At 72.2% G+C, this 13,446-nt stretch carries 10 protein-coding genes; all 10 read right to left on the reverse strand.

The genetic code is table 11. The features are described 5' to 3' along the window. Positions 1-21 precede the first annotated feature (21 nt). Positions 22-2,238 (reverse strand): hypothetical protein, encoded by a 2,217-nt coding sequence (locus tag IEY86_RS25070; protein WP_189134103.1) that lies wholly within the window; start codon positions 2,236-2,238, stop codon positions 22-24. Further along, positions 2,235-6,167 (reverse strand): putative baseplate assembly protein, encoded by a 3,933-nt coding sequence (locus IEY86_RS36735; protein WP_229698734.1) that lies wholly within the window; start codon positions 6,165-6,167, stop codon positions 2,235-2,237. The genes IEY86_RS25070 and IEY86_RS36735 overlap by 4 nt, the downstream gene beginning before the upstream one ends. After that, positions 6,164-9,322: a putative baseplate assembly protein gene (locus tag IEY86_RS25080; protein WP_189134104.1), complete on the reverse strand. Its 3,159-nt coding sequence runs from the start codon at positions 9,320-9,322 to the stop codon at positions 6,164-6,166. Before IEY86_RS25080 ends, IEY86_RS36735 begins: the two co-directional genes overlap by 4 nt. Next, the gene (locus IEY86_RS25085) at positions 9,319-9,675 is read right to left on the reverse strand and encodes a GPW/gp25 family protein (RefSeq protein ID WP_189134105.1); all 357 of its coding nucleotides are present in this window, start codon (positions 9,673-9,675) and stop codon (positions 9,319-9,321) included. Before IEY86_RS25085 ends, IEY86_RS25080 begins: the two co-directional genes overlap by 4 nt. Before the next feature lie 131 nt (positions 9,676-9,806). Beyond that, entirely contained in the window at positions 9,807-10,139 is a 333-nt protein-coding gene (locus IEY86_RS25090; protein WP_189134106.1) for a PAAR domain-containing protein, read from the reverse strand. An 18-nt stretch (positions 10,140-10,157) separates the two neighbouring features. Further along, the gene (locus tag IEY86_RS25095) at positions 10,158-10,670 is read right to left on the reverse strand and encodes a phage baseplate assembly protein V (RefSeq protein WP_189134107.1); all 513 of its coding nucleotides are present in this window, start codon (positions 10,668-10,670) and stop codon (positions 10,158-10,160) included. Between the two features lie 28 nt (positions 10,671-10,698). Beyond that, complete coding sequence (locus IEY86_RS25100) at positions 10,699-11,838, reverse strand: hypothetical protein (RefSeq protein ID WP_189134108.1); 1,140 nt, start codon at positions 11,836-11,838, stop codon at positions 10,699-10,701. Next, positions 11,831-12,193 (reverse strand): LysM peptidoglycan-binding domain-containing protein, encoded by a 363-nt coding sequence (locus tag IEY86_RS25105; RefSeq protein WP_189134109.1) that lies wholly within the window; start codon positions 12,191-12,193, stop codon positions 11,831-11,833. Before IEY86_RS25105 ends, IEY86_RS25100 begins: the two co-directional genes overlap by 8 nt. Next, positions 12,190-12,846 carry a hypothetical protein gene (locus IEY86_RS25110; RefSeq protein ID WP_189134110.1) on the reverse strand — a complete coding sequence of 219 codons (657 nt, stop codon included), beginning with the start codon at positions 12,844-12,846 and terminating at the stop codon, positions 12,190-12,192. The genes IEY86_RS25105 and IEY86_RS25110 overlap by 4 nt, the downstream gene beginning before the upstream one ends. After that, positions 12,843-13,436 (reverse strand): hypothetical protein, encoded by a 594-nt coding sequence (locus IEY86_RS25115; RefSeq protein ID WP_189134111.1) that lies wholly within the window; start codon positions 13,434-13,436, stop codon positions 12,843-12,845. Before IEY86_RS25115 ends, IEY86_RS25110 begins: the two co-directional genes overlap by 4 nt. Positions 13,437-13,446 lie beyond the last annotated feature (10 nt).

Raw genomic sequence — 13,446 nt, forward strand, 5'->3', positions numbered from 1 at the left:
CGGGTGGGAGGCGTCTTCGGCTCATGTGACGTGGATGATTCCGGCGTCGGCGCCGACGGGTGAGAACTCCTCGATCCGGGCGCGCAGGCTGTCCTCGCGCTGGGGCTGGAACAGCTCGTGGAAGGCACCGAGTTCGGAGCCGTCCTCCGCCCCGCGGGTGATCTCCGGGGCACATCCGGCCCCCAACTGGCCGTAGGCCGGGGTGCCGTAGCGGACGCTGGTGAAGACCGGCCGCACCCGCGCGGCCTCGACGGCTTGCAGCTCGGGCACGTCGTCCGGATCGATCTGCCCCCGCTCGGCACGCTCGCGCACCGCCGCCCGCACCTCGTCCGGCTGGCAGTGGTAGCGCGGTGGCGTCCGTGACCCGGGCGGGACGTAGCAGAAGCGCACACATCCGATGCCGCGGCGGGCCACGTGCACCCGCCCGGTGAAGATGCTGTCCTCGGCGATGTCGACGGCGTGGACGTGGACTTCGCCGATGACCGTGGTGCGGTGGGCGTGCAGCACCGCGTGGGCGTGGCGGCACTCCGGCGCCGACAGCGCCTCACGCCCGGAGCCGGTGGCGTCCAGGACGCTGTCGGCGATGTGGATGTCCAGCGGCTCCGTGCCCACCTCGTCGCCGGCCACCTCGATCGTCCCGAGGATGCTGCGCTCGATCTGCACACAGGCCGTGGTGCAGTCGAGCACCAGGCTCGGCTCCTCCGGTGAGTGCGGCCCGCAGTGCGGCTCCAGGGACCAGCCCGGCACCAGGGTGCAGTGCCGGATCACCACCGAGCCGACCGGGCCGGTGACATTGACCCCGCGGCCGGTGACCAGCAGACCGTCCAGCACGACGGTCGGCGGCGTGCCCTCGCCGGGGTTGGCGCGGATGTTGAGCGCGTCGGGGCGGTTGCTGTACCAGTCGAGCAGGCGGATGACCGGACGTGTGCCCTCCGCGGCGCGCAGCTCCAGCCGCTCGCCCGGGTCGAGGTCGAAGTCCAGCTGCTCCTGATAGGCGCCGCTGTGCGTGATCTCGATGACGGCGCTCGGGCCGCCGTCCTCACGCCACCGCTGGTAGGCGTCCATGATGCGCTCATGGTCCTGGCGGGGGCCCACACGGTAGACGGCGGCGCCCGATTCGGTCGACCGGTCCCGCTCGTACTCGCCGCCGCCGGTGGCGTCGCTGAACGCGTAGTGGTACGTCACCCACACCCCCCGCCGGGGAGCGGTACGGGACCCGAACGCCATCCTCCCCAGCACCGGGTCCACGAGCACCTGGCCGCGTTTGGCGCGGTAGCTCCACCCGGACAGGTCGGCGACGACGATGTCGGCCGGCGGCACGGGCTCGTGGTGGCCGTCGCGCCAGATGGCCAGGGAACGCCCGGGGCCGTAGAGGTCGGTGAGGTGGTCGGCGAGCTGCCTGCGGCGCAGATACGCGGGGACGTTGTCCTGCGTCGCGATGTGCGACGGCGAGGGCTCCGGCACCGGCTTGGCCACCAGCGGGCTGTCATTGCCGAGGATGGAGAAGGTGTACAGGTTGCGGGCACGGTCGATGCAGTACGCGGGAGCCCGGGTGACCGAGTACGGCCCGAGCCGCCACACGAACAGCCCGACCCCCGCGGGTGTGTAGCCGCTCTGGCGGCGGTTGGAGGCCGCCCGGCGCACATCGGCGCTGTGCGCCTGGCCGTCGAAGGCCCCGCCCACCAGGTCGAGGCCGGCGCCGTCGCGGACGTCGACCAGGCGGCCCCGGCCGAGCCTTCGGGCGTTGGCCGCGTCCTCGTCCGCCCCGAACAGCCGCACCGGCTGGTCGGCGGCAAGCAGCCGGGAGAACTCCACGGCCCGGGCGGGCCATTCGGCAACGGAGGCGGCCAGTTCCTCCAGCAGCGCCAGGGTGCCCTTGCGGCGGCGGTTGGCGACCGTGTCGGCCACGTCCCTGCGCGGAGCCAGCCGGGCGGCGAGCCGCCGCCGTGACTCCCGCGCCCCGCCCGCGCCCCCGCCCGGGGAGAGCCCGGTGGACAGGACCTCCTCGTAGCCGGCCAGGATGCGGTAGCCGACCAGATCGCCGATGTAGGGCACCGCCCAGTCGGCACAGGTCTCGATGAACCAGTCCTCGTACCCCTGCTCCACCCCGGAGCGCACCAGGTCGACCTGTTCGGCGATCACGGCGAGCAGGGCCCGCAGCGGTTCGCCCGCTTCGGCGTCACGCAACTGATGCCACTGCGGGAGCAGTTCCAGCAGGCCGTCGGGCTCACGGGTCATGCCCGGACCTCCTTCAGGATGAGCGTGTCCGGCACGTCCGGGGACAGCAGCGCGAACTGCGCCGGGCGGATGCCGCGGAAGACCACGACCGTGCGGCCGTCGGACAGCGGGGCGGTGCTGGTAATGGCCGGGTTGAGCCGCAGCAGTTCGGCGACGGAGATGCCGTTCTTCGCCGCCACCTCGGTGAGGCTCTCCCCCTGCGGGGACTCCACCGTGTAGCGGGCCTCGTCGTACCGGGCGAGCCGTGACTCCACCACCGCCTGGGGCGTTCTCAGCTTCTCCGGCAGCCGTTCGAGGCCGACGGGGGTGAGGCTGCCGGGGACTCCGGTGAACGCGTCCACGTCCACGTAGTCCACGCCGGGCACGGCCTGCGCCGCGGCCAGCACCTCGGACAGGTACGCGGGCTGCCCCAACTCCCGTGCCGGGTAGCCCAGCCGGGCCAGGAGCGCGCGGCGCACGGCCGGTTCGACCAGGTCCCACGAGTAGTCCGGGTGGACCCGGACATTGGCGGCCACGACGAGGAGCACCAGCTCACGGACGGCGACCGTGACGGGCAGCCGGGGGTCGCCGTGGACGGCCAGCGCGCTGCGCAGGGTGGTCACCAGGTCGGAGTCGTCGGTGAGCGCGATGTCGTCGACGCCCGCGACCGTCACATGGACGCTGCGCCGGGTGCCGTCGAAGATCTGCTGGGCGTCGGCCCGTCCGATTCCGGCGCGGGAGCGGGCGAAGTCCTCGTAGTCGGGCACCGAGACCAGGCGGTCCAGCGCGGTCACGGCGAGCGGGATGTTGCGGCGGGTCAGTCCGGGGCCGTCCGGGTCGGCGCCACCGGTCGCGGGCAGTGGGTTGACCACCGCGTTGACGCCCAGCGGCCGGGTGGTCGGCTGGGTGATGCGTCCCGCCTTGACGTTGGCGGCCCTGCCGACGCCCACCCGGTAGCGGGCCCGGACGTTCTCGTGCCCGGTGGGCAGGCGTGAGCCGTGCGCGCCGTCGCCGAACGTGACGGTCACCCGGCCGTCCTCGTTGGTGCCGGTGACATACACTCGCTCCTCGGGTCCGCGCCCGGCGAGGCTGTCCACCTCGTGCCACAGCACCCCGTCGATCCGTACCTCCAGGGTGCTTCGCGCACCCAGCGGATTGTCGGAGGCGAGCCAGGTCAGCGGCGCCTGCCAGAGGACGAACGTCTGGTTGGGCCGGGCCGCGTCGCCGCTGCCGATCGGCTCGTCGCGGGTGGCGCCGTGGGTGGCCCGCACGACGTTCCCGAGGATCCGGACGGTGTCGCGGCGGTAGCGGTAGGCCAGGTTCGCGGTGAGGGTGAGCGTGGTGTGCACGGTGTCACCGGGCAGCGCGGGGTCGACGCTCTGCTCGACACCGGCCACCATGGCCAGCTCGGTGCCGCGTACCCCGGTGGTGCCCGGGATGTCGGTGCGCTCCCCGCTGACGATCAGCCAGCGGCCGGGTTCGAGGCCGTCGTGGAGCCCGGCGAGCTCGATGTGGTTGCCGTGGACATCCTCGGTCACCGGCTCGTCGGCCAGCCGCAGGGAGTCTCCGCGCGCGTAGACGGTGGTGTCGCGGATGTGGGCGAGCAGGGTGTCGGCGTCGTCCAGCCAGGCGTCCTCGAGGGTGAGTTCGGTGACCTTGCCGGTGATGCCGAAGTCGGCTCGGGAGACCACGCCCACCTGGGTGACGCGGGTGATGACCTCGCGGAAGGCCGGGCTGCCCGGCACCTGGCCCGGCCGTCCCTTGCGGGGGCGGCTGATCGCCACCCAGCTGCCGGGGGCGATGCCCTCGTACACCGCGTCGAGCGCGATGATCTTGCGGGACACGGTCTCCCGCTTGGAGGTGAGGCTGACCCCGACGACCGGTGTCTCGCCCGCCGGCGTGCGGGCGGCGGTCACCTGGAGGTCGCCGGAGTCCTTGGGGGCGGGCTGGTCGCCGGGCGCCAGCTGGTACTCGACAGTGGTGCCGCCCTTGATTTCCACGGTGACATGGACCTTGTCCACGGCGGCCGCGGCGGCTCCCGGGCCGGTGCCGCCGCCCGTGCCCCCGCCGGTGCCGCCGCCCGTGCCCCCGCCGGTGCCCCCGCCGTCGCCCGCCGGGACCGCGGGGCGGGAGATGAAGACCGTGCGCTCCGGGAGGCCGTCGAAGAGCCTGGCGGTGATCCCGGGCTCATGCGCGGGGGCGGCGGTGGCCTTGGCCTTGGGCGTCCCCGGGTCGGCCGGGGGCGGGACGTGGACGGTCAGCTCGATCCTGCCGGGTCCCACCGAGACGGTCTTGCTCACCGGAGGCTCGACCACGGTGGAGGGCGGGGAGGTTCCCGCCTCGGTGTAGGTGAAGCTCACCCGCTTCGGGACACCGGAGTCGTCGAAGGTGACGTCCATGCTGATGCTCTTGCTGCCGGTGAGCGGCCAGTCGACATGGTCGACGACCTCGCCGTCGCGGTAGACCGATTTGAGGGGCGCGGTGGCGCCGAACGGGGTGGCGGTCACCCGCATCGCCTGGAGCTCGCGCATGGCGAGCGGGGCGGTCAGATCGACGTGCTGCCAGGCGTCGTTGAGGCCCTCCCGCAGCCTGGGGTCGAGGGCGGCCAGCAATTGGGCGCCGAGGTCGGAGCCAGGTGCGTAGACGCGCTGGGGGTCCCTGGCCAGATGGCGGGCATTGGCCGGTGGGCGTACGGGGGCCCGGCGCAGCGCGGGCAGCAGGGCGCCGAGTCCTCGGACGGCGGGGTGGAAGGGCTCGGGCTCCTCGCCGCCGTCCCCCGTCGCGGCAACGTTGGAGTTCGCGTCCCCGTGCTCGGAGCTGTCCGCGCGGTCCAGGCGCAGTGCCGAGTGCAGTGACTCCTCGGCCTCCTCCTGCGGCTGCGGGGGCTGGAGTTCGCGTGCCTCACCGATCAGTGCGGCGAACTTCGCGCCCAGGCCCTCGAACCACTTGGCCGCATCCGGGTGCGCCCGCGCCAGCTCGACCGCCTCATGGGCGCGTTCGACGTCCTCGGTCAGCCGGGTGGCGAACTTGTCGGCCGTGTCCAGGGTGTCCAGCTGGGACCGCAGCGGCGCCAGCACTTCGTCGTCGAAGTCCTCGACGAGACGGCTCCCCGTGGGCCTGGGATTGGGGCTGTCGTCGCCCTGGTCCTTGGCGATCCACTTCTCCAGCTCCCCGACCAGGTCCGCCAGCGAGGGCAGCGCCGACTCGGGCAGCCCGATGGCGGTCACATCGCCCTCGCGGTCGAGGCTCACATGGGGCACGGTCTTGAGGAACCGCTGGGTGCGGTCGGTCTGCTCGGCGCTGAAGACGAAGAGCAACTGGTCACCGGGCTTGACGTTGTTGGCGGTTCCGGAGACGAACAGGGCGCTGCGCTTTTGGAGCTGACGTACGGTCACCTGGTACGGGCGGCGCTTGAGCACCGCCAGCTCGTTCCACGACCAGCGGGCCGTCAGGTCCTCGGACGTCTCGAACGACTGCGGATCCTCGCCCGGCCCGGGGACGCTCTGGCTGCGGGCGCCGCCCGGGATGAGAACGGAGGTCTCGGTGCCCGGGCGTGGGTCGCGGTCGAGGGTGTAGGCCAGGAAGGTGTCGGCTGCCACGCCCGGCCGGGGCCGGTGGCCGACGAGTCTGCCGAGCAGGGCCAGGGAGCTCTGCTCCGTGGCGGTGCGCAGATAGCCTTCGTTGGCGATGCGCTCGGAATAGAACGTGAGCAGGTCGCCGAGGACCGCCCAGGTGTCGAGCAGGGCGATCGCCGGGTCGTCGGCGGTGCGGACGGTGAGGTCGCGCAGCGCGGGGTAGGCGGGGCTGGAAAGGCGGGCGAGCATCGAGGACAGGAACTCCCCGTAGGTGCCCACCCGGTAGGCGATGGCGTCATGGCCGGGGGCGTTGAGCACCTCGGTGGGCGTGCTCGTCCCGATGCCCCGGCAGCCGCAGTCGCAGCGGCCGCTCATCGGCCACCTCCGATCACGATGGAGAGCCGGCCGTTCTCCGGCCGGTCCGGGTCGTTGTCGCAACTGGCGATCTCCAGCGGGCCCAGTTTCAGCAGGCCCGCCTCCAGTTCGCCGTCGTCGTGGTGGAAGAGCCGGCGCAGGCGGGTGACCTGGGCGCTGACCACTCCGGGCACGGCCGCCGCGGCGGCCACCAGGGTGCTGACGCGCACCGGTTCGCCGAAGGTGAGGGCGTCCGGGTGGAAGAAGCCGAGCCGGCCGTCGGCGCGGGTGCCGGTGCCGAGCACCCGGCGCAGGTCGGCGAGGACATGGCCGCGCTGGTGGCCGGGGGCGGCGCACACGGCGAGTTCGATGTCGAGCGGCACCAGGCGCGCCGGGTGCACCACGACGTCGTGTCCGATGAGCCGGTAGGTGTCGAGGACGTAGCCGACCGTCTCCAGCAGTATGGGGTCGGGGGCGCCGCTGCCCAGCGGGTCGACGGCGACGTGGACCTCCATCACGGCGCCGGTCCAGCGGAAGTCCGCCGCGGCCCGCTGGACACCCGGCACACCGGTGGCCAACTGCGCGTAGTCCTCGGCGGTGACGGCTCTGCGCAGGACGCGGCGGGGGGCCAGGGGCGCGAGTTGGCGCACCTGCTCCAGCGGTTCGGGGTCGGTGCCGCCGGAGGCGGGCAGCGGATTGCGCACGCGGGTCACCGCGCAGCCTTCCGAACCCCCGCAGAGCACCAGGTGGTTGACGGCCTCGGCGCCGACGTTGCCCGCCGGGCCGTTGCCGACCCGGTACGCAATGTCCAGGTGTGAGCCGGGCGTCGGTGCGGCGCCGTGGCGGCCGTCGCCGAACCGCAGGGCGAGCCTGCCGTCGTCCTCCAGCTCACCCACGAGGTGCGGGGCCCGGTGTCCGCTGGAGAGCAGGTCCCGGCGCGGCAGGAACACCTTCGATCCGTCGCTCGCCCGCACGGCGGGCAGGGCGGAGCGGGGGTCCTGGCCGATGGCGGAGGAGGCGGGTCCGGCGAGCCCGGGATCCTCGGGATCGAGCCCTTCCGCGTATGCCTCGCCCCAACTGTGTCCGATCTCCCAGGACGTGTGCCGGTCCAGCACCGCGCCGGCGCGGGCCCGGCCGACCAGTGCCTCGAGGCGGCGCAGCTTGGAGGCGAGCAGGCGGGGGCCCCGGGCGAGCAGTTCACGCAGCGCGTGCGCGGGGCGGTGGTTCAGCCGCAGCTCGTCCAGGGTCCGGGAGCCGAACACCACGGTCAGCTCGGCGACCTGGGCCCTTGAGAGGTCGTCGCCGGAGCGCACCTGGCGCCACAGCTGTTCCAGCCGTGCCCGCAGGCGCCGGGGAATCGCGGCGATCAAGTCCGCCTGGGCCGCCGCCACATGGGAGGGGTGGGGGTACGGCGCGCTCTGGGTGACCGGCGCGTACTTCAGCACCGGCCGGAAGCCACCGGGCACCACGGGGTAGGTGACCTGCGCGAGCAGGGTCTCCAGCGCGGCGGCCTGCTCGTCCGCGGTGGGCGGCCGCACCTTCTCGTCGGAGGAGCCGGGCGCCAGATGGATGTCCAGGCCCGCGCGGGAGAGCGCCTCCTCCCCGACCAGCCGGAACAGCTCACGGATGTCGTCGGGTTCGAGCTGCCGCCCGGACCTGGCACGGTCGAGCAGCCCGTGGACGGCCCGCGCCGGACCGCTCGCCTCGGCGCGGTCGCCGCACCCGAAGTCGGGTGGCGCGCACGGGGAGACGGTGACCGGTTCGGGCGGCACGGGGACGTCCTCGGGAGCGCCGTCGCAGAAGGTCAGCGAGCGGCCGTGGTCGACCAGCACGGTGTTGCCCCGGGCGAGGCTGATGTCCTCCACGAGCTCGCAGTCCGTGCCCGCGCGCGCCGACACGCACACCGGGAAGGTGAGCGCGTCCTCGGCCGCCCAGGTCACCTCGACGACCGGCTGCTCGTACAGCTCGTCCACGAGCGGGGTGACCGAGGTGAGCCGCACCGCCTGCCGGTGCGCGGGATCGGCGTCGGCGGCGGCGCCGGTCACCGGCCCCAGCACCTCCTCGATCAGGAGTACGTCGCCCGGCCGCAGCGACAGGACCCGTTCCCCCTCCTCGCAGCGCTCGCCGTCCTCCCAGTCGTCCCTCAGCGTGGCCGAGGTCGCGCCCTCGGCCAGATGGCACTCCTCGTCGCCCCAGGTCCAGAACCGGATGGCGTTGTGCTCGGGACGAAGGGGCAGGTCGCATCCGCCGAGCGGCTCGAAGACCTCCAACAGCGCGTTCTCGGTCACCGTGTCCAGGTCCTCGTCGCGGATCGCGGTGCCGAGGTCCGGGCGCTCCTGCGGCCCGAGCATGCTGACGTCCACGGCGGCGAACCGGTAGGTCCCGGCCTCCAGCACGGTCCTGGTGCCGGTCTCCAGCGTCACGAACGTCCGCGCGTTGCACCCGTCGTGCATGGGGTAGTCGATCAGGCGCACATGGCGCCGCACCGACACCCGGCGCCTGGCGGTGTCGAGGTAGGCCTCGGTCGCCACCGCGTCCTGCTGGTACCCGATCTGGTCGGCGGTGTGGGCCAGCAGCTCCACGAGGGTCACACCCAGGTCGGCGGCATGGCGCTCGACCCAGTCGGGCGCGGTGAGGGTGAGCCGGTCGAGCGCGAGCCGACGCAGGCTGTCGTAGTCGCGCGCGGTGTAGTCGATCACCGGCTGCGGCCGGGTCTCGGGCGGGCAGGGCTCCTCGCTGCGGCAGTCGAACGGGGTGGGGCAGGACCGCTCGAAGGTGAACTGCGCGCAGTGGTACCGGGGATCGAAGCCCGGGTACGGCCCCTCGCCCGGACGCCCGTAGGGGTCGGCCTCCACCACGCACAGCCGGTAGCGGGAGGTGTCGCCCGCCCTGTCGAGGCGCACGATCATGCGGTCGTCGAGCTCGGGGTCCTCCTCCACCTCCACCGACACCTCGAGGGCGCGGATACCGGTGATGCGCCTGCCGCCGTCGACGCGGATGTTCTCCGGGCCGATGCGGCACGGCGACGGGGCCTTGCCGAGAAAGGTGACGGTCAGCGTGAGGCCGTCGTCCGAGACCTCGACCGCGTCGACCCCGTTGCCCCCGGCGGCCCTGACGTCGCCGCGTCTGCGCTCGGTCCCACAGCCGCCGGCCGGACCGGTGGTTCCCGCGCTCATGAGGCTCCCTGCCCTTCGAACACCTCGACCCGACGGGAACCGGTCCGCTGCACCACGTAGACCAGATGGACCCGCACCACGTTCTCCTCGCTCACGACCTCGAGAGACTGGATGTCGATCACGTCGCCGAGCCAGCGCTGAAGGGCCGCCTGCACGGACAGCTGCAGCGCGGAGGCCAGTTCGGGACTGTTGGGCGCGAAGACGAGGTCGAGCAGCCCGCAGCCGAAGTCGGGGCGCATGACCCGCTCGCCGGGGCTGGTGAACAGCAACTGCTCGATCATGTCGCGCACATGGTCGTCGTACCCGGCGTCCGCCGTGCGGCCCCGGCGGTCGATCCGGAACGGAAACGCCATGTCGGTGCGGCGCGGCCCCTGCGAAGGGGCCTTCAGCCGGACCTGCCGTGCCGCTCCCGCCCGCGCAGCCCAAGGGGCCCGCGCTGCCTGGTTCGCCTGGCCCGCCTGCCCTGCCCGGCGTGCGTCCGCGCTCACTGTCCCACCACCCGCTGCTGGACGACCGTGATGTTCGGCGGACCCTGGGGCACCTGCTCGGGGCTCTGGCACAGGCCGACCGAGGACTGAAGGACCGCGGGCGAGCCATTGATCCGGATCCGGGTGGAGGGCACGACCCACCGGATGGTCACGCAGGGCTGCGGCTTGCCCGAGATGTTGAACGGGCAGCCGGTCACCGTGTGGAGATCGGCGATGGCCGAGGCAGGCTGGCCGTTCAGGAGGACGCGTGACTGCGCGGGGAGCACGGTGGCCGGTGCCCCGTGCGGGCAGGTCACGGTCGCGTTGACGTGTAAGAGATTTCCGGACATGGAGAAGCCTTCCCCCCGTCAGGTCACGCTCAGGGCGCCCTGGTTGATGGTCACGGTGGGGCCGATGAGCGTGATCTTCGCTCCTTGGCCGTTGTCGATGTGGATCCCGGCGTCGTTGATCACGATGGACGCCCCGGTGACGGCCTTCAGTGTGATCCCCGTGACGGGGTCGTCGGAGAGCACGATGGTGCGGTGGCCCAGGGTCTGCATCACATGGTTGGGAAAGCCCGGGATGCCGGTCAGGGCGTCGGCCGGTACCTCCTGCTGGGAGCCGTACCAGCAGCCGGACCAGATCGGGAAGCCGGAGTTGCCCTGCTCGAACTCCATCCACACCCCCGCACCCACCGGCGGCACCGCGTAGTTGCCCATCCCCGGCCCGGCGACGGGAAAGCAGGGCAGCGCGAACGAGGACGGGACGTCGCCGAGCACATCCGGTACCTGGGCCTGGATACGGCCCTGGCCGAGCGGGTCGACGTTGTTCACCACGGTCCCCCGGTACTTGCCGAGGAAGCGGCCTGGTTCAACGGCCATGCGATTCGCTCCTGAGCTGCTGCTGCGGTCACGGGACGACGGACGGGGTGAGCGAGATCAGGCCCTCGCGGGCCAGGGTGAAGTTCTGGGAGTAGGAGCCGCGTTGGAGGTTGTGGGTGACGCTTTTGACGAAGTACAGGCCGTCGTAGGTGATCCCGGCCCCCCGCACCCCCACCAGCTCGCGCGGGCGCAGCACATAGCCGTAGCGGACCACGTCGAGCTGGCCCGAGCCGGTGACCGCGTCCGAGGACTCGATCGCCTTGGCGATGGCCTCGGCGAGGGCTTCCCCCGGTTCCTTCTTCGCCGTGTCGGAGATGACCTTCTTCTTCAGTGCCGGGGCGGGCTTGAGGGCCAGCGGCGGGCGCAGCACGCTGACTTCGGGCACGGGCAGCACGGTGGAGACCCGGGTGGCCGGGATCTGGACACGGGCCTCCAGGTCCTCGCGGGCGGTTCCGTCGAAGGCGAAGGTGAGCTGGTCGACGTTGGACAGGGCGTCCATGTTGACGTTGAGGGCGTGCTGGGGGATGCCCAGGCGCAGCTCCGGGCCCCAGTAGGCGCGGCTCATACCGGGCAGCGGACCGGGGTCGAGGTAGAAGACATAGCCATTGGCCTTGGCCAGCTTGGTGATGTATTCGAGGTCGGTGCCCTCCTGGGTGTCGAAGCGCTGGGTGGGCGCGGTGGTCTGCGGGATGAGCTCGGGGATCACCAGCGGCACGACGCCGTACTGCGCGTACCGCGTGACGATCGCCGCGACGCGGGCCGAGGGGCCCATCGCCGGGTAGGGCACATGCCGCTCCTCCAGGTCCATCAGCACCGTCAGGTCCTCACCCGTGACGGTCAGGGTGGACTGGCCCGGCTGGTTGCTGACGCCGACCTCCTGGCGGATGAGCACACCGTCCATCAGCACCGACAGGGTGCCCTGCACGGTGACGGCGAGGATGACCCTGATCTGGGGGTCGAAGAAGCCCCCCGGCAGGAGCGCGGTGTTGATGAGCCCGTTCTTGGACAGGTCGAACGAGAGCTGGAACCCGCTGCGCTGCCCCGACGCCACGGTGACCTGCGCGGACAGCAGGGCGTCGGTGACCTGCCGCGGCACCGGGACGGGGATCCGGGGGCCCATGAGGAGCGTCAGATGGACCGGCCCGGTGGTGATGGGAGCCTCAAGCACCGGTCACCCCTGGCACACCCGGCACTCCGGCCGGGAACGCGATCCTGATCCGCCGACCGGGTGTCGCCGTCAGCTCACGCGGATCGACGGCGGGGTTGGCGTCGGCGATCTGCCACCAGGCGTCGGCGCTGCCGAGGTAGCGGTGCGCGAGCATGTCGAGGCGGTCTCCGACGCTGACGGTGTGCTCGGCGATGGAGCCCAGCTTCGCCGGATCGGGGAGGAGACGGCGGCGCAGGTAGGGCACTTGGCGGCCGTCCGGCTCGGTGTGAACGGCCACGGGGACACCGTGGTAGCGGCTCGAGCGGGGATAGGGCGACGGTGCGGGGACGGCGTTGAGCGGGTTGACGACGGTCATCCGACGACTCCTCCTGTGCTTCCCAGCCCGAGCGTCGACCGCCACCCGGCGGCCAGCGGAGCGACCATGTCTTCCTTCTGCTTGAGATGCGCGAGGTAGAGGTCACCGCCGCGGTGGCCGGTCGGCAGATCGTTGACGGTGAGGACCCGCAGCCCGATGCCCACGGCCGCCCGGATCGGATTGAGCTGGACGTCGAACGCCTCCTCGGTGATGGACAGCTCGGTGAGCCGCACCGGGAGGACGCGGTTGCCGCCCCAGGTGAACAGGGTGAGCGGGCTCTCGATGGGGGTGATCTCCAATGTGCCGAACCTGGCCAGCTCCTGGTTCTCCCGCAGGAGGCGGGCGGGGGGTTGCAGGAGCATCTCCAGTGCGGCGAGCTGCGGCTGGATGCCGTTGGGGGAGGGAAGCTCCAACTGATCGGTGGCGTCCACCTCGGCGGTGAACTTCCACGTCTCGACGGCGGGTCCCTTGAGCCGCAACGCCTCGGTACGGTCCCCGGCACCGTCGGCTCCGGCCGCCTGGGGGGCGAGGGAGCGCTCGAGGGAGTCGGGATTGAACTGAAGGATGATGCTCCCCACGGGAGTCCCCCGCTGAGGGTCGATGACGACCAACCCGGACCGAATGGGCTTGGGCGCGTCGGCGTAGCGGCTCACGACTGCTCCCCCGCTCTGCGGAACGCTTCCAGGATGCTGGCCGCACGCGATCTCACATACTCTTCGGGGTCATTGAGGGCGATGTTCTCCATCACGGGGACGAACTCCGTCCAGCCGGTGTAGGTGGACGCCCACAGACCCGCGTACCGGACCTTGGGTTCCTGGTCGGACAGGGCCGCGCCGATTCGGCGGAAGACGCCCTCGTCGAAGTCCTTCGGCGCGGCGAGGCCGATCCGCAGCGCGAACTGCGCGCGGTCGCGCGCAGTGTCCGCCTTGTCGAAGGCGGCGAAAAGCTCTTCAAGGGTCCACGGTGCCAAACGCGCGACCACCTGGCGGGCGGCAGGCTCGACGGCCTCCTCGTCCTTCCCTGCCAAGAGGACGTACCCGATGCCGGACGTGGCGTCGACAATGTAGTGCAGGGAGACCTCGGGACCCTGCCAGATCAGCTGGCCGTCCACTCCCGCTTCCCGGTCCCTGTCCTGCTGGTGAACCAGAGGCCAATCCAGGGAGCGGGCGACTTCATCGACATGGTCCGCCGTCACATCGGGCCGCAACACGTGGCGGCGGGTCACATACCTGTCTGCGGTCATCGTCAACATC

It is taken from the genome of Wenjunlia tyrosinilytica (genome assembly GCF_014646055.1).
GTDB lineage: Bacteria > Actinomycetota > Actinomycetes > Streptomycetales > Streptomycetaceae > Wenjunlia > Wenjunlia tyrosinilytica.

Coding starts and splice junctions, on each gene's coding strand:
- IEY86_RS25070 (WP_189134103.1), bottom strand. CDS start 2,238: ATGACCCGTGAGCCCGACGGCCTGCTGGAACTGCTCCCGCAGTGGCAT.
- IEY86_RS36735 (WP_229698734.1), bottom strand. CDS start 6,167: ATGAGCGGCCGCTGCGACTGCGGCTGCCGGGGCATCGGGACGAGCACG.
- IEY86_RS25080 (WP_189134104.1), bottom strand. CDS start 9,322: ATGAGCGCGGGAACCACCGGTCCGGCCGGCGGCTGTGGGACCGAGCGC.
- IEY86_RS25085 (WP_189134105.1), bottom strand. CDS start 9,675: ATGGCGTTTCCGTTCCGGATCGACCGCCGGGGCCGCACGGCGGACGCC.
- IEY86_RS25090 (WP_189134106.1), bottom strand. CDS start 10,139: ATGTCCGGAAATCTCTTACACGTCAACGCGACCGTGACCTGCCCGCAC.
- IEY86_RS25095 (WP_189134107.1), bottom strand. CDS start 10,670: ATGGCCGTTGAACCAGGCCGCTTCCTCGGCAAGTACCGGGGGACCGTG.
- IEY86_RS25105 (WP_189134109.1), bottom strand. CDS start 12,193: ATGACCGTCGTCAACCCGCTCAACGCCGTCCCCGCACCGTCGCCCTAT.
- IEY86_RS25115 (WP_189134111.1), bottom strand. CDS start 13,436: ATGACCGCAGACAGGTATGTGACCCGCCGCCACGTGTTGCGGCCCGAT.